Annotated in this window: 14 protein-coding genes; 8 read left to right on the top strand and 6 right to left on the bottom strand. The window is 63.9% G+C overall.

What is annotated here, in order from left to right:
- The first annotated feature begins 9 nt into the window (after positions 1 to 9).
- From Q7V45_RS02500 to htpG, 4 genes are all read left to right on the top strand, one after another.
- Entirely contained in the window at positions 10 to 378 is a 369-nt protein-coding gene (locus tag Q7V45_RS02500; RefSeq protein ID WP_304846421.1) for a hypothetical protein, read from the top strand.
- Positions 379 to 492: 114 nt separating this feature from the next.
- Positions 493 to 1026 (top strand): inorganic diphosphatase, encoded by a 534-nt coding sequence (ppa, locus tag Q7V45_RS02495; RefSeq protein ID WP_304846418.1) that lies wholly within the window; start codon positions 493 to 495, stop codon positions 1024 to 1026.
- A gap of 179 nt (positions 1027 to 1205) precedes the next feature.
- Complete coding sequence (locus Q7V45_RS02490) at positions 1206 to 4097, top strand: autotransporter domain-containing protein (protein ID WP_304846415.1); 2892 nt, start codon at positions 1206 to 1208, stop codon at positions 4095 to 4097.
- 78 nt (positions 4098 to 4175) lie between these two features.
- Positions 4176 to 6089, top strand: a complete 1914-nt coding sequence (htpG, locus tag Q7V45_RS02485; protein WP_304846412.1) for a molecular chaperone HtpG — start codon at positions 4176 to 4178, stop codon at positions 6087 to 6089.
- A 10-nt stretch (positions 6090 to 6099) separates the two neighbouring features.
- On the opposite strand, the gene Q7V45_RS02480 is transcribed toward htpG, so the two are convergent.
- From Q7V45_RS02480 to dctP, 3 genes are read right to left on the bottom strand one after another with little or no spacing between them, the layout of a single operon-like run.
- Positions 6100 to 7410: a TRAP transporter large permease gene (locus Q7V45_RS02480; protein ID WP_304846409.1), complete on the bottom strand. Its 1311-nt coding sequence runs from the start codon at positions 7408 to 7410 to the stop codon at positions 6100 to 6102.
- Complete coding sequence (locus tag Q7V45_RS02475) at positions 7410 to 7994, bottom strand: TRAP transporter small permease subunit (RefSeq protein WP_304846406.1); 585 nt, start codon at positions 7992 to 7994, stop codon at positions 7410 to 7412. Before Q7V45_RS02475 ends, Q7V45_RS02480 begins: the two co-directional genes overlap by 1 nt.
- A 13-nt stretch (positions 7995 to 8007) precedes the next feature.
- Positions 8008 to 9057, bottom strand: coding sequence for a TRAP transporter substrate-binding protein DctP (dctP, locus tag Q7V45_RS02470; RefSeq protein WP_304846403.1), 1050 nt, complete (start codon positions 9055 to 9057; stop codon positions 8008 to 8010).
- A gap of 205 nt (positions 9058 to 9262) precedes the next feature.
- Here dctP and Q7V45_RS02465 point away from each other — a divergent pair, with 205 nt between their 5' ends.
- Both Q7V45_RS02465 and Q7V45_RS02460 read left to right on the top strand, forming a co-directional pair.
- Positions 9263 to 10348 carry an amidohydrolase gene (locus Q7V45_RS02465; protein WP_304846400.1) on the top strand — a complete coding sequence of 362 codons (1086 nt, stop codon included), beginning with the start codon at positions 9263 to 9265 and terminating at the stop codon, positions 10346 to 10348.
- Positions 10349 to 10738: 390 nt separating this feature from the next.
- Positions 10739 to 11011, top strand: coding sequence for a hypothetical protein (locus tag Q7V45_RS02460; protein WP_304846397.1), 273 nt, complete (start codon positions 10739 to 10741; stop codon positions 11009 to 11011).
- Positions 11012 to 11102: 91 nt separating this feature from the next.
- Here Q7V45_RS02460 and Q7V45_RS02455 read toward each other — a convergent pair whose 3' ends face one another.
- Together Q7V45_RS02455 and Q7V45_RS02450 are read right to left on the bottom strand one after the other, a co-directional pair.
- Positions 11103 to 11474 (bottom strand): hypothetical protein, encoded by a 372-nt coding sequence (locus Q7V45_RS02455; protein ID WP_304846394.1) that lies wholly within the window; start codon positions 11472 to 11474, stop codon positions 11103 to 11105.
- Between the two features lie 134 nt (positions 11475 to 11608).
- Positions 11609 to 12754 carry a hypothetical protein gene (locus Q7V45_RS02450; protein WP_304846391.1) on the bottom strand — a complete coding sequence of 382 codons (1146 nt, stop codon included), beginning with the start codon at positions 12752 to 12754 and terminating at the stop codon, positions 11609 to 11611.
- Positions 12755 to 13101: 347 nt separating this feature from the next.
- On the opposite strand from Q7V45_RS02450, the gene Q7V45_RS02445 reads away from it, so the two are divergent.
- A complete protein-coding gene (locus tag Q7V45_RS02445) occupies positions 13102 to 13392 on the top strand; it encodes a hypothetical protein (protein ID WP_304846386.1) in 291 nt (96 codons plus the stop codon).
- Between the two features lie 55 nt (positions 13393 to 13447).
- On the opposite strand, the gene Q7V45_RS02440 is transcribed toward Q7V45_RS02445, so the two are convergent.
- Entirely contained in the window at positions 13448 to 14413 is a 966-nt protein-coding gene (locus tag Q7V45_RS02440; RefSeq protein WP_304846383.1) for a LysR substrate-binding domain-containing protein, read from the bottom strand.
- Between the two features lie 206 nt (positions 14414 to 14619).
- Here Q7V45_RS02440 and Q7V45_RS02435 point away from each other — a divergent pair, with 206 nt between their 5' ends.
- Entirely contained in the window at positions 14620 to 15594 is a 975-nt protein-coding gene (locus tag Q7V45_RS02435; protein WP_304846380.1) for a tripartite tricarboxylate transporter substrate-binding protein, read from the top strand.
- Positions 15595 to 15631 lie beyond the last annotated feature (37 nt).

Genomic DNA, 15631 nt, shown 5'->3' with positions numbered 1-15631 from the left:
AGGGCCGGCATGGACAGGATCGAGTATCTTGCGGATGTCATCGTGCGTCGCGGCTGCGGATTCGCGCTGCTCGCGATCTGCATGGTCATGCTTGGCCTGTCCTACGATCTGCTGCTCTGCCTGAAGTCTGGAGCAGTCCTCCAGGCGCTGCACGGGGTCGTGCTCGGCCTGTTTGCCTACAACGCGCCCAGGTGGAATCACAAGTCGACGGAACTCTGGGTGCTCCTCGACAAGGGCGCCGATCTCCCGCCGGGCTATCCACCCGAGCAACTGCTCGAGGTTCTGCGCAAGACCTACCTCCGTTACGCGGAGATGGCCGGTGTCGTCACGCTGGCGCTGTGCATCGGCGCTGCGATCGTCTGGGGCGTCCGCGGCTGACGCCGCACACGTCGACGACCCGACGGCCGTCTGCGACAAAAAAAGAACCAGCGGCCTGCGAGGGCCGCCGGTTTCCTTTTTGCGGTTTGGCGCGGCTCCGGTAAGTATCGCGCCATGAAACTCGAAGCCATTGCCATCGGCCACCGGCCGCCCGACGACGTGAACGCCATCATCGAAGTGCCGATCGGTGGCGAGCCCATCAAGTACGAAATGGACAAGGAAGCCGGTGCCCTGGTGGTCGACCGTTTCCTGTACACGCCGATGCGATACCCGGGGAATTACGGCTTCGTGCCGCACACCCTGTCGGACGACGGCGACCCGATCGACGTGCTGGTCGCCAACACCCGTCCGATCATTCCCGGCGCTGTGATCAATGTGCGGCCGATCGGCGTGCTGCGCATGGAGGACGATGGCGGCGGCGACGAGAAGATCATCGCCGTGCCGTCGCCCAAGCTGACCCAGCGCTACGTGCACGTGAAGACCGTCGGCGACCTGCCGGAGATCACGCGGCAGCAGATCGAGCACTTCTTCATCCACTACAAGGATCTCGAACCCGGCAAGTGGGTGAAGTTACTGGGATGGGGCGACGTGGACGAAGCGAGGCGCCTCATCACGGAGGCAATCGAGCGGGCCAAGCAGAAGGGCTGACCGGAGCGACTTCCCCACGAAGAGGCTGCGCGCAGGCCGCCGCGCGTCGGACGCTCCATTCCGGTCGACGCGGGAGCGGTTCCTTCAGACTTTGTTTGCTTGCATGCCGGGCGACCGGGTACCTTGCCGGTCGTTAGCTTGGTGACAAGATCCAAAGCCGACCGGAGCGAGGACAGTTCATGGGCGAGACCGGGATCCGAGGCGCCGTTGGCGGCTCGTTGCTCACCGTCGGCTTTCAGATCGGCATGGTCGTTCTCTGCACCTTGCCCGGAACGGCGCAGGCCCAACTGAGCTTCAAGACCTATCAATACGGAAACAGCAACATCACGACGGTCACCGGCATTCGCGGTGGCAACATGACCGGCAACTACTCGATCCCGGGAAGCGGCGGCAATACGGGGGGATTGCTCTTCGGAGTGCCCGCCGACACCATCAATCCGTTTCCGACGGCGACGGCGAACCAGTCGAACTATCCCGGTGCCCTCAGCAGCACGCCCTATGGTCCGAGTTTCGGATCTTCCACGGGCATCCTGCGTGTCGTCGGAAGCTACATAACGGCGGCCTCCAGCCCCTACGATCTCGGGTATCTGTTCGATGCGGCGGCGCCGTCCGCATCGCAGCTCACGACGCTGCGCTATCCCAGTACCCCCGGCAATCTCACGCTGTTCACGATTGCTCACAGCAACTTCGGCAATCAGGTCGTCGGCAACTACGACACCATGCTCGCGACCGGCAACGCCTTCGTCTACGACATCCCGACGGGGACGTTCACGACCAACAACAAGCCGGGGGCGGTCAGCACCACGGCCTACGGCGTCTACGGCAACAAGATCGCCGGCGGCTACGGCGAAAACTCGGGACCCGGGCCTGTGCTCATCCCGACGGAGCATGGCTACATCTACAATCAGACGACGAGCATCTTCACGCGATACGATGCTCCGGATTCCCTCTTCACGCATTTCGAGGGCATCACCAGCGGCGGCCGGGCCAATACCTATAATCTTGTTGCCGATTCCATCGGCACCGACCTCAGGCCACATGCCTGGGCCGTCTCCGTCGATGCGGCGGGCGTTGCGACCTGGACGGAGATCACCGTGTCGGGCGCCGAGGTGACGTCGGCAAATTCGACCTATGGCGGCACCGTCATCGGCGTGTACGTCGAGGGGGGTGTGACGAAGGCCTACACCGTCAACATCCCAGGGCTTTACAATCCCGTCACCAATTCAGCCAATCTCACCTCCGGTGCCGCCGGCGCGGTGGCGATCAACGGCGCGGGCGACGACGTCGTCAACAACGGGTCCATCCTGATGACGGGGGCCAACAGCATCGGCATCAGCAACGGCACCTATGGCGTCGTGACCAACTACGGCACGATCGGCGTGACGGGGGCCGGCGGCACAGCCGTGCAGATGTCGGGCGATTTCAGCACGCTGCTGAACGCGGGCACGATCAACGCCGCGCCGGGCGGATACGCCATCCAGACCGACGCCACGGCGATGGGATCGATCGTCGTCAACAACGGCATCATCAACGGCCTGGTGTCGATCGCGGCCGGATCCTATGCCCGCTTCGAGAACAGCGGCTGGCTCGGCATCAGCGCCGCCGGCGCCGGCGCGACACACCAGATCAGCGGCACCTTCGTCCAGACGGCGGCCGGCACGATGGGAATGCGCGTGTCACCGACCGCCGCCGATCGGCTCGTGGTGGACGGCACCGCGAGACTGGACGGCGGCCTGCAGGTCATTGCCCAGCCCGGCACCTTCGCGCCCCGCTCCAGCTACACGCTGGTGACGGCAACGGGCGGATTGAGCGGCGCCTTTCAGTCGGCGACCAGCACCTTGCCGTTTCTCATCCCGACGCTGAGCTACGACGCCAACAACGCCTACCTCAACCTGCAGGTCGGCGGCTTTGCGCAGGCGGCCGTGACGCCCAACCAGGCGGCGGTCGGCGCGGTGCTCGACGCCACAGCACCGAATGCGACCGGCGATTACGCCACCGTCGTCACGGCGCTCGCGGGCCTTTCCACCCAGCAGGGCCAGACGGTGATGAACGCCATCAGCGGCCAGAACTATTCCGGCTTCTCGAGCTCGATGGTCCAAGGCACCCAGCTCTTCCTCAGCAACTTCGCCGGACAGGCTGGCGGTGGCGGCGGTCTGGACGGCTCGAACCGCGTCGCACTGGCCGAAGCCTGCGATGTCGCCTGCGACACGGCTTCTCCCGCCCTGTGGGGCGCTTGGGGCGGTGCGCTCGGTGGGCTGGGCACGATCAGCAACGGCGGCAGCAACAGCGGCGCGCTCACCTACAACGTGACCGGCTTCGCGGGTGGCCTCGATCGGCTCGTGGCGCAGGGCCTGCGCATCGGCGCGACGGTGGGCTATCAGAACGGCAACCAGTGGGTCGCCGGCTTCAGCGGCAGTGGCAACTCGAACACGTTCCAGGCGGGCCTCTACGCCAACTACAGCGAGGGCAAGGTCTACGCCGACGCCATCGCGGGCTATGCCTACAGCGCCAACCAGATGTGGCGCAGCATCGCGATCCCCGGTCTGGCGCCGCGCACCGCCTACGGCCTCACCGGCGCCAACCAGGTCTACGGCCAGGTCGAGACCGGCTACCGTTTCGATCTCGGCGGCCTCGCCGAGGCCTTCGTGACGCCGTTCGTGCGGCTGCAGGCCTATACCGGCACCCAGAATGCCTTCACCGAGACGGGGGCGGGGTCGCTCAACCTGTCGGTGGCGCAGCAGACGACGAACTCGCTGCGCACCGTGCTGGGCGCGCAACTCGGCGGCTCGATGGACCTGGGCTGGCGCGATCGCCTCGCGATGAAGGTGCGGCTGGGCTGGAGCCACGAATACGCCGATACGGCGCGGCCGGTGACGGCCTCGTTCGCCGGGGCGCCGGTCGCGCCCTTCACGACCTACGGTGTGGCGCCGCAGCGCGACGGTGTCGTGCTGGGCCTGGCCGCGACGACCGCCGTCGCCGAGGGAATGAACGTCTACGCCCGCTACGAGGGCGAGGTCTCTGGGCAGGACAACGCTCATGCCTTCACTGTCGGCGTTCGCATGACCTGGTAGGGGCCGCCGGCCCTTGCCGTCCGTGCTCCTTTTCCTATATCCACCGCCGGAAAATCCACCGCGAGGGAACCAAGCGCAATGAACGGCGACGGATCAGCGGCCCAGGGCGGCCCGGAGAAGCATCAGTTCCAGGCCGAGGTGGCCGAGCTCCTCAACCTGATGATCCACTCGGTCTATTCGGAGACCGACGTCTTCCTGCGCGAGCTGGTGTCGAACGCCTCCGACGCCTGCGACAAGGTCCGTTACGAGGCCATCTCCCGGCCCGAGCTTCTAGCGGGTGACGAACGCCTGGCCATCTGGATCAAGCCCGATGCCGCCGCCAAGACCCTCACCATTGCCGACAACGGCATCGGCATGGACCGCCAGGAGCTGATCGACAATCTCGGCACCCTGGCGCGCTCCGGCACCAAGGCCTTCCTGAAGGGGCTGAAGGACGCCAAGGACGGGCTGGGGCTGATCGGCCAGTTCGGTGTGGGCTTCTACGCCGCCTTCATGGTGGCCGACCGCATCGAGGTGACGAGCCGCCGCGCCGGTTCGGCCGAGGCCTGGACCTGGACCTCGGCAAGCGGCGCCGGCTTCGAGGTGTCGCCGGCGACGCCGGAGCAGGCGGCGCGCGTGTCGCGCGGCACCGAGATCGTGCTGCATCTCAAGGAAGACGCGGCGCGCTATCTCCAGCCCTACGAGCTGGAGCGCATCGTGCGCACCTATTCCGACCATGTGCTGTTCCCGATCGAGCTGATCGACGACAAGGGCGAGGCGCGCCAGGTCAACGCCGCGAGCGCCCTGTGGCAGCGCTCGAAATCCGAAGTGACGCCGGAGGACTACACGCAGGCCTATCGCTCGCTCGCCATGGCGTTCGACGAGCCCGCGCTGACCCTGCATTACAAGGTCGAGGGACGGCAGTCCTATGCGGTGCTGCTGTTCGTGCCCAGCATGCCGCCGTTCGATCTCACCGATCCGGCGCGCAAGGGGCGGGTGAAGCTCTACGTCCGCCGGGTCTACATCACCGACGATGCCGAGCTGCTGCCGGCCTATCTGCGCTTCGTGCGCGGCGTGGTCGACAGCGAGGACCTGCCGCTCAACCTGTCGCGCGAGATGCTGCAGAACAATCCGCAGGTCCGCCAGATCCGCTCGGGCCTGGTCGGCCGCGTCCTGTCGGAACTCGAAAGCACCGCCATCAAGGATGCCGATGCGTTCGGGAAAATATGGGAGACCTTCGGCCCTATCCTCAAGGAAGGGCTGTACGAGGACCAGGAGCGGCGCGGACAACTGCTCGGCCTCGCGCGCTTCGCCTCGACGGCGGGCGATACGCCGCGCTCGATCAAGGACTACGTGGCCGACCTGAAGCCCAACCAGACGGAGATCTACTACCTCGTGGGCGACAGCCTCGACAGGCTGAAGTCCAATCCCAAGCTTGAGGCCGCGAAGGCACGGGGCGTCGAGGTGCTGCTGCTGACCGATCCGGTCGATGCCTTCTGGACGACGTTGCCGCAGGAGTTCGACGGCAAGCCGCTCAAGTCTCTGAGCCAGGGCGAGGTCGATTTCGGCTTGATCCCGCTCGTCGACGAGGAGAAGGCCAGGGACGCCGGCGCCGATGCCGTCGAGGACGATGCCGCCGTGCTGGAGGCTGCGAAGCGGGTGCTGGGCGACAAGGTGGCGGACGTGAAGGCCTCGACGCGCCTGACCGACAGCGCTTCCTGCCTGGTGGCGAGCGCCCAGGGCCGAGACCGCGAACTCGAGCGGCTGCTCGAACGCCAGAACCGCGGCAGTGGCGCCAGGCCCATCCTCGAGCTCAACATGAAGCACGCGATGGTACGGGCCTTGGCCACCGCGAAGAAGGACGACCGCGCGCAGGACGTCGAGGATCTCGCGAACCTGCTGCTCGACGAGGCCTGCATCCTCGACGGCGAAATCCCGTCAGATCCGGCGGCCTTTGCACGCCGTCTGAACCGCTATGTCGTGCGGGCCTTGCGGGGGACTGCAGCGACCTGAGGCGTTGGCGTCACGTCCCGCTCATCGTCAGCCTGGGAAGGAAGGTGACGATCCCGGGAAAGAGGGTGAACAGTCCGACGCAGGCGAAGTCCATGAGCACGAACGGCCAGACGTTGCGAAAGATCGCCTGCAGCGGGATGTCGGGCCGGACGCCGCTCACGACGTAGCAGTTGAGGCCGACCGGCGGCGTCAGCAGGCCCACCTCGACCATCTTCACGACGATGATGCCGAACCAGATCGGGTCGAAGTCCAGCTTCATCATGACCGGAAAGATGACCGGCAGCGTGAGCAGCAGCATGCCGATGCCGTCCATGAACATGCCCAGCACCGTGTAGAGCACGATCACGAACAGCAGCACGAGGTAGGGCGACACGCCGATCGCGACGATCCAGTCGGAGAAGCTGCTGGACACGCCGGCGAAGGCCAGGAAGCGCACGAAGATCAGGACGCCCCAGATGATCGAGAAGATCATCACCGTGAGCTTCACCGTATCGAGCAGCGAGTCGAGCAGGCCGCGCCCGGTGAGGGACCTCTTGAGCAAGGCCATGACGAAGACGATGAAGGCGCCCAGCGCGCCCACCTCGGTGGGCGTCGCCCAGCCGGTGTACATGCCGCCGATCACTGCGCCGATCACGAACACGATAGGCAGCGCGTCGGGCAGTGTGACGAACCGCTCGCGCCAGGGGACGCCATGCACCGACAGGCCGAGCGTCGGATTAATCTTGAAACGCACGACGATGATCGAGGCGTACAGGATTGCGGAAATGACGCCGGGAATGAAGCCGGCCATCAGCAGCCCGCCGATCGAGGTTTCGGTGATGATGCCGTAGACGACCATGATCGCCGAGGGCGGGATCAGGGACGCGAGCGTTCCGCCGGCGGCGACGACCGCGGCGGCAATCCCCGGCTGGTACTTGTAGCGCAGCAACTCGGGGATCGAGATGCGGGCAAAGACGGCGGCCGTCGCCGTGCTGGCGCCCGAGACGGCGGCGAAGCCCGCCGCAGCGAAGATCGTTGCGACCGCCAGTCCGCCGGGCATCCATCCCAGCCAGGCGCGCGCGCACCGATAGGCGCCCTGTACGATCCCGGCATGGTGGGCGAGGTGGCCGATCAGGATAAAGAGCGGCAGGACCGACAGCGCGTAGTTCGTGGTGTCGGAATAGGGGATGTGGCCGGCGATGCCGACGGCCTTGTCGAAGCCGCGAAGCGCCCACAATCCGAAGAAGCCGACGAGTCCTGCCGCCACGAAGATGCGGATGCCGGCCACGATCATGACGGTGAGGGCGATCATCCCGAGGATGCCGATCGTGATGGGGTCCATCAGGCGTCCTCGGGCAGGTGCGATGCGACGGGTACGGCGATCGGTTCAGCCAGGGGATCGGCGACCAGCCGCACATAGGCCCAGATTTCGAGCGCGATCCGGCAGGCGAGGACGCTGAAGCCGATGACAGGAACCAGCTTCGAAGGCCAGGTTGGCCACTGGGTGTTGATCGTCGAATCGCCGATGTAGTAGGCATTTTCGAAGAAGTGCAGGACACCTGGCAGCAGCAGGACGATCAGGGCGAACGCCGCGATCGAAGCCATCAGTTCGGCGATCCACTTGCGCCGTCCCTTGAAGTGGCCGACCAGGATGTCGACCCTTATATGGCCGGCCTTCCGGTAACAGTAGGAGATCGTCAGCAGGGTGTAGGTCGCCATGGTCTGCTCGATGAGGTCGAGCTGGCCATAGAGCGGCGCGTTGAACGCCTTGCGCATGATCATTTCGGCGACGCCGACCCACATCACGCCGAAGATCACGACGCCGCCGACCACGGCCGTCGCGAACTCGACGACCTGCAGGGCGCGATCGAGGCGGTCCAGGGTTGCCCCGCCCATCGCCTGGCCGGAAGAAGCCATCGTGGCCATGTCGGTTGCCGCGTCAGCTCTTCTTGAGCTTGGCCTTGGCCTTCTGGGCTTCGTTCAGGATGAGGTCGAGCAGTTCCTGGGCGGGGACGCCTTTGGCGGCGTTTTCCGTGACCCAGGCCTTCCAGACCGGTGCGGCACCGACCTCCTGGAAGATCTTGAGTTCCTCCGGCGAATACACGATCGCCTTCAGGCCCTTCTTCTCCCAGTCGGCCAGGTTCTTCTTGTCGGTCTCGCTATGCGCCTTGATCAGTGCCTGATAGGCGAGAGGCTTGGCCTTGTCGAACAGCTCCTTGTACTGCGGCGGCAGCTTGCCGAAGGCATCGAGGGCGACGATCGTCGGACAGTTGTTCGCGCCGGGCGACAGGTTCGTCGTGTACCACTTCGCGATCTCGGGAATCTTGTACGACGCGAAGGCGTAGGTGTACGGGAACGCCGCGGCCCGGAACACGCCACGCTCCATCGACGTATAGACTTCCGGCGCGGGGACCGAGGTGGGGACGGCGCCGAGATTCTTCATGGCCGCGCCGGTGCCGCCCAGGGCACGCACGCGCATGCCCTTGAAGTCCGCCATCCTGGTCGGTGCATCGCCGGTCCCCATGAACTCCGACTGCGGCTGCAGGACCGACATCAGCACCATGGCGTTCCAGCGCTTGAACTCGTTCACGATGTAGGGGTTCTTGTAGAAGACGTCGTGCACCATCGCGTGGACTTCCGGGTCGGCCAGAGGCAGGCCGGGCAGGTCGAGCGCATTGATGCCGGGATGCTTGCCCGGATGATAGCCGGTGCAGATCTGCGCCATCTCGAAGGCGCCGAGCTTGATGTTGTCGAGGTTGTCCGATGCCTTCGACAGCGAATCGCCGTAGTGGATTTTGATGGTGAACTTGCCGTCGGTTTCCTTGCTCACGTAGCTCGCAAGGGTCTCGATGCCGGCGGTGAAAGCGCGCGGCGGTCCCCATACGGAGAGGTTCCAGGAAACCTTGGGCCCGTCCACGGCGAGCGCCGAGGTTGCACTGAGACCAAGGATTACGCCAGCGACGCCGAGACGAATCGACAGCAGGCCCATCTTTTTCCTCCCCGCACTTGTTTGTGCATTAATTGGGCTCAGCATGGGCCTCGTTCAAATTCATGTCCACGGAGAATTCGCCGACGGACGCTGCGGCCGCGCCCCAACACGATTGCGGAATTCACGGCCTTCCGCGAGAAGTGGATCGCCTTCCTCGCCGACATGGTGAAGAGCGCCAATATTCGCATCGAATGGGAGCAAGCAGATGGCCGAAGACGATCCGCTGTTGGGACACGGGCGCCAGATCATCGTGCGGGAGAATTGGCTTGGGCTGACCGAGGAGGAGATCCTCGAGCCCGGCCTGCCGATCGTCGATCCCCATCATCATCTCTGGGAGCGCGACGGCGGGCATTCCTACCTGCTGCCCCAACTCCTGGCGGATACGTCGAGCGGCCACGACATCCGCGCGACCATCTTCGTCCAGTGCGGCGAGATGTATCGCGCCTCGGGGCCGGTCGAGGAGCAGTCGCTGGGCGAGACCGAGTTCGTCACCGGCGTCGCGGCGGTGAGCGCGAGCGGCCGTCACGGGCCGACGCGCGCCTGCGCCGGCATCATCGGCATGGTCGACCTGACCTTGGGGGATCGTGTCGAGCCCTTGCTGGAAGCGCATCGAGCGGCCGCGGGCGGTCGCTTCTGCGGCATCCGCAACCGCACCGCCTGGCATCCCTCGCCCGACGTCACGACGAACCTGGTGATGAAGCCGCCGGGGCCGCTGGAGCATCCGTCCTTCGCCGAGGGCGCGCGACGGTTGGCGAAGCAGGGGCTGCCGCTCGATGTCTGGGCCTATCACACGCAGCTTCCGCACGTCGTGAAGCTGGCGCAGGTCGTGCCGGAACTGACCCTCGTCGTCGATCACGTCGGCGGCCCGCTCGGCATCGGTCCGTTCCGCGGCAAGCAGGCCGAAGTCTATCCGGAGTGGAAGCAGCGCATGATGGAACTGGCGGCACAGCCCAACGTGCGGGTGAAGCTGGGCGGCCTCACCATGTTCGTGAACGGCTTCGACTTCCACAGGAAGGCCCGACCGCCGGGATCGGAGGAACTGGCAAAGACCTGGGCTCCCTATATCGAGCCCTGCATCGAGGCGTTCGGCGCCGACCGCTGCATGTTCGAGAGCAACTTCCCGGTCGACAAGGGGCAGTGCAGCTACCCGGTCCTGTGGAACGCCTTCAAGCGCCTGACGGCGAGGGCCGGGGCGGGCGAGAAGACGGCGCTCTACAGCGGCACGGCGATGCGCACCTATGCGCTAGACCGCCTGCCCGCGGCGTTGGCAGTAGACTTTCAAGTGAGATAGCGACGTCCGGCTCAAACACTTGCCGTTTCCGCCGCGGATTCGTCTCGGTGCCAGGGAGTGAAAGTGCCGGCGCGGCGTCGTCCAGCCTGGAACGGTGCTAGCCCGGCTTTCATATTGCGTGGAAGATACAACCATTGTAGGAGCGTTTGTCTTCCGCAGATGAGCGGACACAGGCAGGATGACGGAAAACCTCGGAGTGTCGACCGGTGCTCACGCGATTGCTCTTCAGACTGGCATCTGAACGGCGATGGGTTACAACCCTCTCTTGCCGAACTTTACCGGCCTAGAGCGCGAGGAAGCTCAAAGCAGATTTGCAAGGACGAACCCCGGTACCCGACCCGACCTTGGCAATGGATTTGCAGGGTCGAGGAAGGTGCAAAGGAGCAAACGGTGACAAGCGATGCGACTCGTACCCTCGTGCAATCACGCAACTACTGCACCGATCGGCTTGCGGAGGTGAAGGCGGATATTGCGAAGTGCCGGGCGGAAGATGCCGAACTGAAGAGCAGGCTCGAGACGACCACTGACGAAATCGACGCCGGCGCAATACGACGGCGCCGCAGGTATTTGAGCCGCTATATAGACGAGCGCAAAGCCGAACGTGCAGCGCTGACAGAGGAGCTGGAGGCCTCTACCGCGCAGTTGAAAAGTCTCTCCCGCTAACTGGCAGACGACACGGGACGAAGCTCGGCCGGGCAAAATTCTTCGAGTCCCGATCCCCCGGGACCTGCGCGCTGCAACGTAAGCCGAGTGTTCAGCAAGGGACCGTCGCGATCCATTTTTGCGCCGGTCCGATCGTTTGGAATACCCTCATCGGCCTTTTGGCGGCAGCAAAGAAGCCGAGGAGTCGCAGCAACTCCGGTGTCTCCATTTCAGGTTTGACAAAGGCAAACGGCCCGACTTCCCGTGCGACAGCAGCGGCGCGGATTCGGGCGCCGAGGTCGTTCACATCCTGCTGAGTGAGGACAGGCCGGCCTTTTCGAGCGTCGAACAGTTTGCGCCATTCGGAGAGGTTCGCGCCGTCGATCATGGCGAGATAGGCCTCGACGTCCGCTTTGCCGACGTCACCCTCCGCAACGACCGTCACCAGCTTGCGGCGGGATTCGACAATCCAGTGAATTGGCATGCCTCATTGATCTGATGAGCAACGACTTGAGTGACTGTCGCGCCATTTCCCAAGCGAAACACGCAATCCTACCTGGAAGGCAGCGCCTGGTTGTCACGCGATTGCATGACAATGCGTACAATCCGACGTCAGACTCACTGCGAGTGTCTGCCCGCGCTGGCGCCTCCCATCGCCGATACAACCTTCAGCACCAGTTCCAGCTGGGTACGCACCTCCGCCCGAGCCATCGCCCGGGCAAGCAGCGTACGTACGGTGTTGTAGGTCACGCCGACCTTTCGCGCGAAATCCGGGAGGGAGATTCCGGAAAGAAGGGCCAGGACGAGCCGCCCCTCGGCTTGGGAGAAGCCGAACAATTCCCTCAGGACGGTCACGTCCGAGACGATTTTGTCCTCGGGGTCCGATACGAAAGCCAGAATGGAGGCCGATACCTTGCCGGTCCGCGCGATGCCCGATGCGGCGGGAGCGAGCATCACCGCATAGGCTTGTTTTCCGCTCGGTCGACGGATTCGGAGGTGCCCCCCGGCCGACCTGTCATTCGGCGCGTCCTGACGAAAACCCGCAATCAGTGTCTGGAGCCGCTTGTTGTCTTCATTGTTGCCGGCGCGGAGGCCGGTGGCCGTGCGCATCAACCCGTCCCCGGCGCGCAGCATGACCTCTGCCGCCGAATTGACGTGCAGAACCTTCCCCGTGACGCCCAGCATGATGACGCCGAGGCTCAGTTGATCGAGGACGGAGTAGGCGGAGCGGCTGGTCTGACCGGCTTGCTCGAGCTTGCTTCGTACTTCCAGGGCACGCCTCAGGTGAGGCAGCAGCCTATCCAGGCGCCGTGCGTCGCGGCGGCCGAAATCCTTCGCATCGCGGGGTCGATGCGTTCCGACAATGCTGACGCGACCATCGTGCATGCCGAGTACCGATCCGAGGAGATGGTGCACACCCGTACGCGGGCGCAGAAACTCATTGTACATGAAGCTTTTGACCAGCTCCTCTTCCGGCAAGATTTCAGTGCCTATGACCGCCGTATTGAACAATCCCCTGTCGGTGGCGCGCGCCAGCCACGGGTCGTGATGGGCAAGTCTCAGGTACTCCTTCACACTGTCTGCCGTCAGGCCTTGATAACCGACGACTTCGACTGAAAGGTTCCTGGGGTTGAGAACCGACAGAATAAGGGATTCGCCTCCGAGCATGCTCGCCATGTCGAAGGTGGCGTCCTCCCACGATCGTTGTCCGAGTGCCGCTTCGTACAAAGACTCGATCAGGTCATTCTCGTTGGGCGCAGCCATCCGGACTCCAAGGCTAAGGGCGGGCCGACACGGTGCGATCGGCGTCGCTGCGACGGCTTGCATACTGGTTGTCACCCAATTGCATGACAACCGATTTTCGCGTGCCATCTAGAATTTATACAAGCCGTGATAGTGCACCTCCAGGTAGGTCGGCTGCAGGCTGGCCCGTCAGCGGCGATTCGGATGCAAGTGGGGCGGAAATGTTGACGTTGGCACGCCACGCGGGGGGAGAAACGCAGACCGATCCGGGTCCTGCGCAGGGACACCTTGTCCAGCAAGGCAAAGCCCTACATCCACCGAAACAATCACTCTCGGGGGCCAGGCCGAGGCGGTATGCACGGGGCCAATTGTCTTCGGCGATTCGATCGAACGACGGGCACTCGCCCGCGGCCGATGACAAGGCCGATCATATTGAACAGGACGATTGGACATCGCGTGATGCCTACGACTACGCGCTGAAAAGGGCCGCAGGTTACGTCAGCGATGAAGAGCGGGTCGCTGTCGCGATCTTCTACAGCTTGTTCCCGGATGCAAGCAGTTGCTACGCGGCGATGGACGAAACTGGCAAGGAGCGGATGCGATGGTGTGCGCGCGCTGCAATCGCCGCTCTGTCAGAGAAACGCCAACCCTCCCGCTAGTCCCTTCACTCGAAATACTCTCCACACACGTCCTGTTTGGCGATCGGCCAGGCCGCTAGAGTTTGGGAAGTGCGGTCGCCTTGCGGGCTGTGCCAGGCTTCGCTCCCTCGAGAGCGAGCCGTATCGCCTGTTGACTTAGGTGAGGCGCCCAGGTCGAAACAAAGGCGTACAACGAGCGACTGAGATAGGCATTTCTTCTGAAGGCCACGCAGACGGTGCTTGGTTCGAAGAGCGAACCGACGTCGAGAACGGCCAAATTCGTATCTCGTGCCGGGTCGAACGCGAGTTTTGCGAGGATCGCGATGCCCATTCCGGCCTCAACATAGGCCTTGCATACGTCGGCATCGGTCGCCGTGCAGACGATTCTCGGGCGAAGTCCCGCCTTGGCGAAAGTGTCGTCGACCGCCATGCGCATCGCGAAGGCGGGCGAATAGGCAATGAACGGAAATTCCGACAGCTTCTTCAGAGTCAGGCCCTTTTCCCTCAGCAGCGGATGCCTCTTCGGTACGTAGACGCCCGAGGTCAGCGAGTATGCGGGAATTGCGACGATCTTGTGCCGGAGCCGCTCGTCGACGGTCGAAAGCGCTATGTCCACCTCGCCCGCCGCTACGGCACTACAGCAATCGACCGGGTCGCGTTGCTGCAACGTCAGAAGAGTCTCGGGAAACCGCTCGGTGAACGACTTCAGGATGCGCGGGAGGAAATATCGCGCGTGTACATGCGTCGTCGCGATCCTGAGCTCGACTTCCGTATCGGTGGAAGTCCAGCTGCCGACCCGTCGCAGGTTCTCGGCATCTGACAATATTCGCTGGCCGATGCGGAGAACCTCTTCGCCCTGCGGAGTGAGGCCCACGATGTTGTTCTTCGTCCGGGCGAAGATGCGCACCCCAAGCTCGCTCTCCAATTCCTTGACCTGTCGGCTCAATCCGGACTGCGAGCGATTGAGGATCTCCGCGGCCGCCGACATGTTGAAGCCACTCTTGGCAATTGCACGAACAGCTTCGAGTTGTGGGATCTGCATGGGGCACCACTATTCAGATCACGCATAGTAGTATCACGGACTATGTATTGTCTAGGTTGTATCGTTCTCTTACGAATCCCACTGCCGCGCTGGGGAGTGTCGGCGAGCGTGCTCCGCGCCAGCGGACGGCTCTTCAGGGAAGTGGTGGGAAGCAAACACAATCGAGAACTTTGAGCCGGTGTGTTTGCCCGGGCAGGGGGCGATCTATGAACTTCGCGACCGTCTTAACGGTCCTATTTTCGGCGCTTTTCTGGACTTCTGCCGGTGCCGCGGCCAGTGCGCAGAGTCGTCCGAACGGTCCTCTGCAGATCATCGTTCCCTATTCTCCGGGGTCCGTGGCCGACTCGCTGGCTCGAGTCATTGCTGCGGAACTGCGAGAACATCGGCGCCAACCGGTGATTGTAGTCGGCAGGCCTGCAGGCGGAGCGCTTGCTGCCGCCGAGGCGTTCACCCGCGCGGACGCGGATGGTTCCAAACTTCTGCTCGTTACGGCTTCCCACGTCATTCCAAGCACTTCGCGGAAGACTCCCTACGATCCACTCAATGATTTCGTGCCTGTGGCCACGATCGCAAGCAATGAGTTCGTCCTCGTCGCCAACCCATCGTTACGTGCGAGCAATCTGCAGGAGCTGATTGCATTGGCCATGGAGAAACCAGGTCGGCTCAATTTCGGATCGGCGGGCGAATTTTCCGCGTCCCATCTGGCCGGCGCCCTTTTCAACGCCCGTGCGGGGGTGAGTATCAATCATGTGCCGTACAAGGGCGCGGCGCCTGCTCTGGTCGACCTCCTCGGGGGGCATCTCGACCTGTCCTTTCAGGGCCCCCTGGCGGTCCTGAGCCTCATTCGGGAAGGCCGACTGAAGGCGCTGGGGTACGGCGGCGAGCGCCGTTCGAAGGTCCTGCCGGACGTTCCCACCTTCGCCGAAGGTGGTGTGGGTGGCTATCAGCTGAAGATCTGGTTCGGCCTCCTCGCTCCACCTCGAACGCCGCAGGACGTCGCCGACCGTTTGTCGGCCGAGATCGCGAAGATCCTCGCGAAGCCGGCGATCGACCGGCAGCTCGCCGAACAGGGAATGGAAACCCTGGTGAGCGACTCCAGGCAGTTCGCCGCCTTGATGAAGGCGGACAAAGACAGGTTCGACGCTCTTCTCAAATCCACGGACATCAACCTGGGCAGATGACCCAGGCCATTTAACGCGGCTCGGCTTCCAGTTCACA

The sequence above is a fragment of the Reyranella sp. genome (assembly GCF_030651995.1).
Taxonomy (GTDB): domain Bacteria; phylum Pseudomonadota; class Alphaproteobacteria; order Reyranellales; family Reyranellaceae; genus Reyranella.
The sequence above is the reverse complement of the archived record's forward strand: the minus strand, read 5'-3'. Positions and strand labels throughout refer to the sequence as shown.